A 10,172-nucleotide genomic window follows, 5' to 3' on the forward strand; every position below is an offset into this window, starting at 1 on the left:
CCCACCGCCACCTCCGGTCGCGCCGGCATCCGCGCCACCGCCGCCGCAGATGGCCCCGCCGCACGCCGCGTCCGCACCCCGCCACCGGGGCGCGGACCCCCTGGCTCAGGGGGCGGACCCGGGCGCCCCGCCGAGCGGTGGCCAGTCGGTTGCCGAGCTGCTCGCACGGCTGCAGGTCGAGTCTTCCGGCGGCCGCCGGCGCCTGCGCCGCGAGGGCGGCGAGGGCTGAGCTGGGAGCTTCCTCACACCGGATCGCATTGGGTGCGGCCCGAGCATCGATTAAAGTCTTAGTGACCGTCCGGTACCCAGTGGGACTGGAACGAACCAAGAAAGCTGTGAGGTCGTCTGCGATGGGGCAGTTCGACGGACTGCGCCCGGCCAGGCTCAAGGTGGGGATCATCTCTGCCGGCCGGGTTGGCTCCGCGCTCGGTGTCGCGCTGGAACGCGCCGATCACGTCGTCGTGGCGTGCAGCGCTGTCTCGCGCGCCTCGCGTCAGCGGGCGCAGCGCCGGCTGCCCGACACACCCGTCGTCCCCGCGTCGGACGTGGCCGCCAGTGCGGAGCTGCTGGTGTTGGCCGTCCCCGACAGCGAACTCGCCGGCCTGGTGTCGGGGCTCGCGGCGACCTCGGCCGTCCGGCCCGGCACGATCGTGGCGCACACCTCCGGCGCCAACGGTGTCGGCATCCTCGCGCCGCTGACCCACGATGGCTGCGTGCCCCTGGCGCTGCACCCCGCGATGACGTTCACCGGCTCCGACGAGGACCTCGGCCGGCTGCCCGACACCTGCTTCGGGGTCACCGCCGCCGACGACGTCGGGTACGCGATCGGGCAGTCGCTTGTCCTCGAGATGGGCGGCGAGCCGTTCTGCGTCCCCGAGGACGCCCGGGCCCTGTACCACGCCGCCCTCGCCCACGCGGGCAACCACATCGTCACGGTGGTCGCCGACGCCCTCGACGCGTTGCGGGGCGCGCTGCGCGGCAGCGAACTGCTCGGGCAACAGACCGTCGACGACCAGCCGGGCGGGCTGGCCGAACGCGTCGTCGGGCCGCTGGCCCGCGCGGCGCTGGAGAACACCCTGCGCCGCGGCCAGGCCGCGCTCACCGGGCCGGTCGCCCGCGGTGACGCGGCGGCCGTCGCCGAGCACCTGACCGCGCTGGCCGGCCTCGGGCCGGAACTGGCCGAGGCGTACCGGGTGAACGCCCTCCGGACCGCGCGGCGCGCACACGCCCCCGCCGACGTCCTCGAGGTGCTGGCGCGATGAAGACGCACCGGCCCGCGTTCAACGCGGGCGAGCTCAACGTCTACTCGGCCCCGCGCGACGTCTCCGCCGTCAGCCGCGCGCTGCGCCACACCGGCCGCCGGGTGATGCTGGTGCCCACCATGGGCGCCCTGCACGACGGGCACCTGTCCCTGGTCCGCGCCGCCAGGCGGGTGCCCGGATCGGTGGTCGTGGTGTCGATCTTCGTCAACCCGCTGCAATTCGGGGCCGGCGAAGACCTCGACGCCTACCCCCGCACCCTCGACGACGACCTGGCGCTGCTGCGCGGCGAGGGCGTCGAGATCGTCTTCGCCCCGACCGCCGCCGCGATGTACCCCGACGGCCTGCGCACCACCGTGCAGCCCGGTCCATTGGCCGCCGAACTCGAGGGCGGCGCGCGGCCCACCCATTTCGCGGGCGTGCTGACCGTGGTGTGCAAGCTCCTGCAGATCGTGCGTCCCGACCGGATCTTCTTCGGCGAGAAGGACTACCAGCAACTGATCCTGATCCGGCAGATGGTCGCCGACCTCGACGTCGACGTCGCCGTGGTGGGAGTCCCGACGGTGCGCGAGCACGACGGGCTGGCGATGTCGTCGCGCAACCGCTACCTGGACCCGGCGCAACGCGAATTGGCCGGCACGCTTTCCGCGGCGCTGACGGCGGCGGCGCACGCGGCGCCCGCCGGCGCCGACGCGGCGCTGGACGCCGCACGCGCCGTGCTCGACGCCGTGCCCGCGCTCTCCGTCGACTACCTGGAGCTGCGCGACGCGGGGCTGGGCCCGCTGCAACCCGGCAGGACCGGGCGGCTGTTGGTCGCCGCCCGGCTCGGCGGCACCAGGCTGCTGGACAACATCGAAATCGAAGTGGGAGCCAGAGAATCAACATTGCCGGCACCCCTGGGGCCGGACACGAGTGTCGAATCATCTTGGAGGAACTGATGTTACGGACGATGCTGAAGTCGAAGATCCACCGCGCCACCGTCACGCAGGCCGACCTGCACTACGTGGGTTCGGTGACCATCGACGCCGACCTGATGGACGCCGCAGACCTGCTCGAGGGCGAGCAGGTGACCATCGTGGACATCGACAACGGCGCCCGGCTCGTCACCTACGCGATCACCGGCGAGCGGGGCAGTGGCGTGATAGGAATCAACGGCGCCGCAGCCCATCTCGTGCACCCCGGCGATCTGGTGATCCTGATCGCCTACGCGACGATGGAGGACGCCGAGGCCCGCGCGTACAAGCCGCGGATCGTTTTCGTCGACGCGGACAACAAGCCGATCGACCTCGGCAGCGACCCGGCGTTCGTGCCCGACGGAGTCCCATCCGACATGGGGGAGCTACTCGACCCCCGGATCGGTGCGCGGTAGCCGTGCTGCTGGCGATCGACGTCCGTAACACGCACACCGTCGTCGGACTGCTCTCGGGCTCCAAGGAGCACGCGAAGGTCGTGCAGCAGTGGCGGATTCGGACCGAATCGGAGATCACCGCCGACGAGCTGGCGCTGACCATCGACGGCCTGATCGGTGACGATTCCGAGCGGCTCACCGGCGCCGCCGCGCTGTCGACCGTCCCGTCGGTGCTGCACGAGGTGCGGATCATGCTCGACCAGTACTGGCCGTCGGTGCCACACGTGCTCATCGAGCCCGGGGTCCGCACCGGGATCCCGCTGCTGGTCGACAACCCGAAGGAGGTGGGCGCCGACCGGATCGTCAACTGTCTGGCGGCGTTTCACAAGTTCGGCACCGCGGCCATCGTCGTCGATTTCGGGTCCTCGATCTGCGTGGACGTGGTGTCGGCCAAGGGCGAGTTCCTCGGCGGTGCCATCGCGCCGGGTGTGCAGGTTTCTTCCGACGCCGCCGCGGCCCGTTCGGCGGCGCTGCGCCGCGTCGAGCTGACCCGGCCGCGCTCGGCGATCGGCAAGAACACCGTCGAATGCATGCAGGCCGGTGCGGTCTTCGGGTTCGCGGGGCTGGTCGACGGCCTGGTCCAGCGCATCCGCGAGTCCTGCGACCTGGGCGATCAGGTCGCCGTCGTGGCCACCGGCCACACCGCGCCCCTGCTGCTGCCCGAACTGCACACCGTCAACCACCACGACCAGTACCTGACGCTGCACGGCCTGCGGCTGGTCTTCGAGCGCAACCAGGAATCCCAGCGCGGCCGGCTGAAGACCGCGCGCTGACGGCCCTTTAAGCTGGCAGGTCGTGAGCGCAGCCGAGCCCGACCTTCCCGAGCAGTTCCGGATCCGCCGGGACAAGCGCGCTCGCCTGTTGGCCGAGGGCACCGACCCCTACCCGGTCGCCATCGAGCGCACCCACACCCTCGCCGAGGTGCGCGCCGCCCACCCCGACCTGCCGGTCGACACGGCCACCGACGACGTCGTCGGGGTCGCGGGCCGGGTCATCTTCGCTCGCAACTCCGGGAAACTGTGCTTCGCGACGCTGCAGGACGGCGACGGCGCCTCCCTGCAGGTGATGATCAGCCTCGACAAGGTCGGCCAGCAGGCGCTGGACGCGTGGAAGGCCGACGTCGACCTCGGCGACATCGTCTACGTGCACGGCACCGTGATCAGCTCCCGGCGCGGTGAGTTGTCGGTGCTGGCCGACTCCTGGCGGATGGCGGCCAAGGCGCTGCGGCCCCTGCCCGTTGCGCACAAGGAGATGACCGAGGAGGCGCGGGTCCGGCGCCGCTACGTCGACCTGATCGTCCGTCCGCAGGCCCGCACCGTGGCCCGTCAGCGGATCGCCGTGATCCGCGCGATACGCCACGCGCTGGAGCGGCGCGGGTTTCTCGAAGTCGAAACCCCTATGTTGCAGACGCTGGCCGGGGGCGCCGCGGCCCGGCCGTTCATCACCCATTCCAATGCCCTGGACATCGATCTGTACCTGCGGATCGCACCCGAACTGTTCCTGAAGCGCTGCATCGTCGGCGGATTCGACAGGGTTTTTGAGTTAAATCGCGTGTTCCGAAACGAAGGTGCCGATTCGACGCATTCTCCAGAATTTGCCATGTTGGAGACCTATCAGACCTACGGAACCTATGACGATTCGGCGATCGTGACGCGTGAGCTTATTCAAGAGGTGGCCGACGAAGCGGTCGGTACCCGAGAACTGCCGTTGCCGGATGGCAGCGTCTATGACATAGACGGAGAATGGGCGTCGATACAAATGTATCCGTCGCTGTCCGGGGCGCTCGGTGAGGAGATCACGCCCCAGACGACGGTCGAGCGGCTGCGCGCCATCGCGGATCGACTCGGTCTGGAGATCCCTTCCGACCGCGGCTACGGGCACGGCAAACTCGTCGAGGAGCTGTGGGAGCACCGGGTGGGCAGCACGCTGACCGCGCCCACCTTCGTCAAGGATTTCCCTGTGGAGACAACACCTTTGACGCGCCAGCACCGCAGCATCCCGGGCGTCACCGAGAAGTGGGACCTCTACGTCCGAGGCATCGAACTGGCGACCGGGTATTCCGAATTGAACGATCCGATCGTGCAGCGCGAGCGGTTCGCGGCGCAGGCGCGCGCCGCGGCCGCCGGCGACGACGAGGCCATGGCGCTCGACGAGGATTTCCTCGCCGCGCTCGAGTATGGGATGCCGCCCTGCACGGGAACCGGAATGGGGATCGACCGCTTGCTGATGTCTTTGACCGGTCTGTCAATTAGAGAGACAGTTTTGTTCCCGATTGTTCGGCCACACACCGTCTGAAAGCGTCTCAAACCTCTGAAAATCAACTGAGTGTGTTGCGGTCGGATTGAAGATTGGGTCCGGTTATGGCAGATTGGTGGCCGGGGAGTCTATCCAAACTGCTCTGCAACTGCTCAGGACGAAACGCGAGGGTAAGCTGATGGCGAAAAAAGTGACCGTCACCTTGGTTGATGATTTCGATGGTGCGGGCGCGGCCGACGAAACGGTGGAATTCGGGCTTGACGGGGTGACCTACGAGATTGATCTTTCGTCCAAGAATGCCGCGAAACTGCGCAACGATTTGAAGCAATGGGTGGCGGCGGGCCGCCGCGTCGGGGGCCGGCGGCGCGGGCGTTCCAGCTCGGGCCGCGGCCGCGGTGCGATCGACCGCGAGCAAAGCGCCGCGATCCGGGAGTGGGCCCGCCGCAACGGGCACAACGTGTCGACGCGGGGCCGGATCCCGGCGGACGTCATCGACGCGTTCCACGCGGCGACCTGACGAACCGCTCGCCGGTAATTTTCATTTCGCTCGCGGCGAACTGATCGCGGGTCCACGCGGGAAACGCCTTGGTGGGTTTTCTCGTTTATCTGTTGCGTGTATCTAGGCCCGGTGCCGGGCGCCGCAACAGTTAGGAACCCTGGCAGGCCGACCATTACAGTGGATGGCAGGTACGCAAGGGCCGGCCCCTGTGCCGGCCTCAGTGTCTGGCAAGACGAAGTACCGATGTGACGGAGAGCAGGTAACCAGCGATGTTCGAACGATTTACCGACCGTGCCCGCAGGGTCGTCGTCCTGGCGCAAGAAGAGGCCCGGATGCTCAACCACAACTACATCGGCACCGAGCACATCCTGTTGGGCCTGATTCACGAGGGCGAGGGCGTCGCGGCGAAGTCGCTGGAGTCGCTGGGCATCTCGCTGGAGGGCGTTCGCAGCCAGGTCGAGGAGATCATCGGCCAGGGCCAGCAGGCGCCGTCGGGGCACATCCCGTTCACCCCCCGCGCCAAGAAGGTTCTCGAGCTGAGCCTCCGCGAGGCGCTGCAGCTCGGCCACAACTACATCGGCACCGAGCACATCCTGTTGGGCCTGATCCGCGAGGGTGAGGGCGTGGCCGCCCAGGTGCTGGTCAAACTGGGCGCCGAGTTGACCCGGGTGCGCCAGCAGGTCATCCAGCTGCTGAGCGGCTACCAGGGCAAGGAGGCCGCCGAGGCCGGCACCGGCGGTCGCGGAGGGGAGTCCGGCTCGCCGTCCACGTCGTTGGTTCTCGACCAGTTCGGGCGCAACCTGACCGCCGCCGCGATGGAGGGCAAGCTCGACCCGGTCATCGGCCGCGAGAAGGAAATCGAGCGGGTCATGCAGGTGCTGAGCCGGCGCACCAAGAACAACCCGGTCCTGATCGGGGAGCCCGGGGTCGGCAAGACCGCCGTCGTCGAGGGCCTCGCGCAGGCCATCGTGCACGGCCAGGTCCCGGAGACCCTGAAGGACAAGCAGCTCTACACGCTGGACCTGGGGTCGCTGGTCGCGGGCAGCCGCTACCGGGGTGACTTCGAGGAGCGCCTGAAGAAGGTGCTCAAGGAGATCAACACCCGCGGCGACATCATCCTGTTCATCGACGAGCTGCACACGCTGGTCGGCGCCGGCGCGGCCGAGGGCGCGATCGACGCCGCCAGCATCCTGAAGCCGAAGCTGGCCCGCGGCGAGCTGCAGACCATCGGCGCCACCACGCTCGACGAGTACCGCAAGTACATCGAGAAGGACGCCGCGCTGGAGCGCCGCTTCCAGCCCGTCCAGGTCGGCGAGCCGACGGTGGAGCACACCATCGAGATCCTCAAGGGCCTGCGCGACCGCTACGAGGCCCACCACCGGGTGTCGATCACCGACAGCGCGATGGTGGCCGCGGCCACCCTGGCCGACCGCTACATCAACGACCGGTTCCTGCCGGACAAGGCGATCGACCTGATCGACGAGGCCGGCGCGCGGATGCGCATCCGCCGGATGACCGCGCCGCCCGACCTGCGTGAGTTCGACGAGAAGATCGCCGAGGCCCGCCGCGAGAAGGAGTCGGCGATCGACGCCCAGGACTTCGAGAAGGCGGCCAGCCTGCGCGATCGGGAGAAGCAACTCGTCGCACAGCGGGCCGAACGCGAAAAGCAATGGCGTTCGGGTGACCTCGACGTGGTCGCCGAGGTCGACGACGAGCAGATCGCCGAGGTGCTGGGCAACTGGACCGGCATCCCGGTGTTCAAGCTGACCGAGGCCGAGACCACGCGCCTGCTGCGCATGGAGGACGAGCTGCACAAGCGGATCATCGGCCAGGAGGACGCGGTCAAGGCGGTCTCCAAGGCGATCCGCCGCACGCGCGCCGGGCTGAAGGACCCCAAGCGCCCATCGGGCTCGTTCATCTTCGCCGGCCCGTCCGGGGTGGGTAAGACCGAGTTGTCCAAGGCGCTGGCCAACTTCCTGTTCGGCGACGACGACGCGCTCATCCAGATCGACATGGGCGAGTTCCACGATCGCTTCACCGCCTCGCGGCTGTTCGGTGCGCCACCGGGCTACGTGGGCTACGAGGAGGGCGGCCAGCTCACCGAGAAGGTGCGGCGCAAGCCGTTTTCCGTGGTGCTGTTCGACGAGATCGAGAAGGCCCACCAGGAGATCTACAACAGCCTGTTGCAGGTCCTCGAGGACGGTCGGCTCACCGACGGTCAGGGCCGCACGGTGGACTTCAAGAACACCGTGCTGATCTTCACGTCCAACCTGGGCACCTCCGACATCTCCAAGCCGGTCGGCCTGGGCTTCACGCAGGGTGGCGGTGAGAACGACTACGAGCGGATGAAGCAGAAGGTCAACGACGAGCTGAAGAAGCACTTCCGCCCGGAGTTCCTCAACCGCATCGACGACATCATCGTCTTCCACCAGCTGACCCGCGAGGAGATCATCCGGATGGTCGACCTCATGATCGCCCGGGTCGCGGGGCAGCTCAAGAGCAAGGACATGGCTCTGGAGCTGACCGACAAGGCGAAGGCGTTGCTGGCCAAGCGCGGCTTCGACCCGGTGCTGGGCGCCCGCCCGCTGCGGCGCACCATCCAGCGCGAGATCGAGGACCAGCTGTCGGAGAAGATCCTCTTCGAGGAGGTCGGGCCCGGGCAGATCGTCACGGTCGACGTCGACAACTGGGACGGCGAAAGCGCGGGGGAGGACGCGGTGTTCACCTTCACCGGAACCCGGAAGCCGCCGGCCGAGCCGGACCTGGCCAAGGCGGGGGCGCACAGCGCGGACCCGCAGTAGCGATCAGCGGAAACGGGCGGTGGTCTCACGGGACTGCCGCCCGTTTTTGCCGGGTTTACACTGACGGTTGTTCTCGACGAGTAACGGAATCTGGTGAAATTCCAGAACGGGCGCGCCACTGTCCACAGTCAGACCCGAAGCTCGTCACCTCTACGGGGACGCGAAAATCCCCAGAAGGAGTCGGCGATGTCCAACCCACAGCTCACTGGTAGCCGCACCCGATCGGTCGATCTGTCGGCGACCAGTGCCGCGCTCTGGTTGGCGGGAACCACCTTTTTGGCGCTGCTGGCGCTGTACTTCGTCGGCGTCGACCAGGGTGCGGTGTCGCTGTTCGGCAGCGACTCCCACGTGCACGAATTCGTGCACGACGCGCGCCATCTGCTCGGCTTCCCCTGCCATTAAACGGGAAAGACCCGTCGGCGTGGAGAAGCGTCTGATCGCACGCGGTCTGCTGGCCGGCACCGCGGGCGCGCTGCTGGCCTTCGTGTTCGCCCGCCTTTGCGCGGAGCCGGTGATCGGCCGCGCGATCGCCTATGAGGACGGTCGGGCCGACGCCCTGGAGGCGCACGGCGTGCACGAACACGGCGCCGAGTTGTTCACCCGGGGCGTGCAGGCCAGCGCCGGCCTGGGTTTCGGCGTGCTGAGTTTCGGCGTGGCGATGGGTGCGCTGTTCGCCGTCGCGTTCTGCGTCGCCCTCGCCCGCGTGGCGGGCGGCGCGAACACCGTTGCGCCGCGGTCGCTTTCGGTGCTGCTTGCGGCGGGCGCGTTCGTCGCGGTGTACCTCGTGCCGTTCGTGAAATACCCGCCGAACCCGCCGGCGGTGGGCCAGGCGGACACGATCGGGGCGCGCACCGGCTGGTATCTGGCGACGGTGCTGGCGTCGGTGGCGCTGGCCGTCGCAGCGGTGTGGTTGGCACGGAGGCTGGTGGTCCGGTTCGGCGCGTGGAATGGGCGGCTGTTCGCGGTGGGCGCCTACGTCGGGGCGGTCGCCGTGGTGCTGGCGCTCCTGCCGAGCAGCGACGAGACGCCGCAACCGGTGCGGGACGCCTCGGGGGCGATCGTCTATCCCGGCTTCCCCGCCGACGTCCTCTACGAATTCAGGCTGCTCGCGCTGGGCGCGCAGCTGGTCTTGTGGGCGACGGTTGGCGTGGTCTTTGCGGCGCTGGTCCGACGGCCGCTGGAGGAGCGCGTCCCCGCGTGAGCGGCGCCGTCCGGCTGACCCTCATCTCGCACGCTCTGACCGACGCCATGGCGGCCGGACGGTTTCCCGCCGACGAGCCGCTCAACGAGATCGGCCGTCGGCAGGTCAAAAAGGCTGGGCGCCTTGATGTTCAGAAAGGTGCGCGGCTGCTCGCGGGACCCGAGCAGCGGGTGCGGGAGACGGCACAGTTGTTGGGCCTGCGCGCCGCAACCGAGCCGCGGCTGGCCGACCTGCGTTGCGGGGGATGGTGCGGGCAGACGCTGCGGGCCGTCGGCCCCGCGGACCTCGAGACCTGGCTGACCGATCCGGCGCGGGCGCCGCACGGGGGTGAGTCGATCGTCGACCTGGTGGGGCGGGTGGCCGGCTGGCTCGAGTCCCTGACTGGCGACACCGCGCCCGTCGTTGCGGTGACGCATCCGGCGGTGATCCGCGCCGCCATCCTGCACAGCCTCGACGCACCTTCGAAGTCGTTCTGGCGCATCGACATCGCGCCGGTGAGTCGCACCGTGCTGCATTTCCGAACGGGCCGCTGGACGCTGCGTTTGTAGCTGGCCTTTCCAGTAGCGCATGCGGTAGCGATTTGCGGCGCCGAAAAGGCAGCCGGGAGTTGTCGTACCCGACTGCGATGATGGGTTTATGTCTTCGATCGCGTCGTCTTCCGTGGTGGTGAGCCCCAAGGAGCGTCTTGCGGTGTTGTTCGAGGAGCTCGCGGAGTTGGCTGGTCAGCGCAACGCGATTGATGGGCGCA

The 10,172-nt window shown here is 68.8% G+C and carries 10 protein-coding genes and 1 pseudogene; all 11 read left to right on the forward strand.

Features of this window, described 5'->3' with window-relative positions:
- Nucleotides 1-229, forward strand: a pseudogene (locus BST11_RS25925) (DUF6779 domain-containing protein); the annotation flags it as partial.
- Between the two features lie 121 nt (nucleotides 230-350).
- Complete coding sequence (locus BST11_RS25930; protein ID WP_083141057.1) at nucleotides 351-1,262, forward strand: Rossmann-like and DUF2520 domain-containing protein; 912 nt, start codon at nucleotides 351-353, stop codon at nucleotides 1,260-1,262.
- The gene (gene panC / locus BST11_RS25935; protein WP_083141058.1) at nucleotides 1,259-2,197 is read left to right on the forward strand and encodes a pantoate--beta-alanine ligase; all 939 of its coding nucleotides are present in this window, start codon (nucleotides 1,259-1,261) and stop codon (nucleotides 2,195-2,197) included. The genes BST11_RS25930 and panC overlap by 4 nt, the downstream gene beginning before the upstream one ends.
- Nucleotides 2,197-2,628: an aspartate 1-decarboxylase gene (gene panD, locus BST11_RS25940; RefSeq protein WP_083141059.1), complete on the forward strand. Its 432-nt coding sequence runs from the start codon at nucleotides 2,197-2,199 to the stop codon at nucleotides 2,626-2,628. The genes panC and panD overlap by 1 nt, the downstream gene beginning before the upstream one ends.
- A gap of 2 nt (nucleotides 2,629-2,630) precedes the next feature.
- Nucleotides 2,631-3,440, forward strand: a complete 810-nt coding sequence (locus BST11_RS25945; protein ID WP_067325054.1) for a type III pantothenate kinase — start codon at nucleotides 2,631-2,633, stop codon at nucleotides 3,438-3,440.
- A 22-nt stretch (nucleotides 3,441-3,462) separates the two neighbouring features.
- Nucleotides 3,463-4,962: a lysine--tRNA ligase gene (gene lysS / locus BST11_RS25950; RefSeq protein WP_083141060.1), complete on the forward strand. Its 1,500-nt coding sequence runs from the start codon at nucleotides 3,463-3,465 to the stop codon at nucleotides 4,960-4,962.
- Nucleotides 4,963-5,101: 139 nt separating this feature from the next.
- Complete coding sequence (gene lsr2 / locus BST11_RS25955; RefSeq protein ID WP_067325058.1) at nucleotides 5,102-5,440, forward strand: histone-like nucleoid-structuring protein Lsr2; 339 nt, start codon at nucleotides 5,102-5,104, stop codon at nucleotides 5,438-5,440.
- 251 nt (nucleotides 5,441-5,691) lie between these two features.
- Complete coding sequence (gene clpC1, locus BST11_RS25960) at nucleotides 5,692-8,223, forward strand: ATP-dependent protease ATP-binding subunit ClpC (RefSeq protein ID WP_083141061.1); 2,532 nt, start codon at nucleotides 5,692-5,694, stop codon at nucleotides 8,221-8,223.
- Nucleotides 8,224-8,409: 186 nt separating this feature from the next.
- On the forward strand, nucleotides 8,410-8,625 hold the full coding sequence (locus BST11_RS25965; protein ID WP_083141062.1) for a CbtB domain-containing protein: 216 nt from the start codon (nucleotides 8,410-8,412) through the stop codon (nucleotides 8,623-8,625).
- A 19-nt stretch (nucleotides 8,626-8,644) separates the two neighbouring features.
- The gene (locus BST11_RS25970) at nucleotides 8,645-9,424 is read left to right on the forward strand and encodes a CbtA family protein (protein ID WP_083141063.1); all 780 of its coding nucleotides are present in this window, start codon (nucleotides 8,645-8,647) and stop codon (nucleotides 9,422-9,424) included.
- Nucleotides 9,421-9,972, forward strand: coding sequence for a histidine phosphatase family protein (locus tag BST11_RS25975; protein ID WP_083141064.1), 552 nt, complete (start codon nucleotides 9,421-9,423; stop codon nucleotides 9,970-9,972). Before BST11_RS25970 ends, BST11_RS25975 begins: the two co-directional genes overlap by 4 nt.
- Nucleotides 9,973-10,172: the final 200 nt, after the last annotated feature.

The sequence above is a fragment of the Mycobacterium alsense genome, from assembly GCF_002086635.1.
Lineage (GTDB): Bacteria > Actinomycetota > Actinomycetes > Mycobacteriales > Mycobacteriaceae > Mycobacterium > Mycobacterium alsense.

Coding starts and splice junctions, on each gene's coding strand:
- panD (WP_083141059.1), top strand. CDS start 2,197: ATGTTACGGACGATGCTGAAGTCGAAGATCCACCGCGCCACCGTCACG.
- BST11_RS25965 (WP_083141062.1), top strand. CDS start 8,410: ATGTCCAACCCACAGCTCACTGGTAGCCGCACCCGATCGGTCGATCTG.
- BST11_RS25930 (WP_083141057.1), top strand. CDS start 351: ATGGGGCAGTTCGACGGACTGCGCCCGGCCAGGCTCAAGGTGGGGATC.
- panC (WP_083141058.1), top strand. CDS start 1,259: ATGAAGACGCACCGGCCCGCGTTCAACGCGGGCGAGCTCAACGTCTAC.
- clpC1 (WP_083141061.1), top strand. CDS start 5,692: ATGTTCGAACGATTTACCGACCGTGCCCGCAGGGTCGTCGTCCTGGCG.
- lsr2 (WP_067325058.1), top strand. CDS start 5,102: ATGGCGAAAAAAGTGACCGTCACCTTGGTTGATGATTTCGATGGTGCG.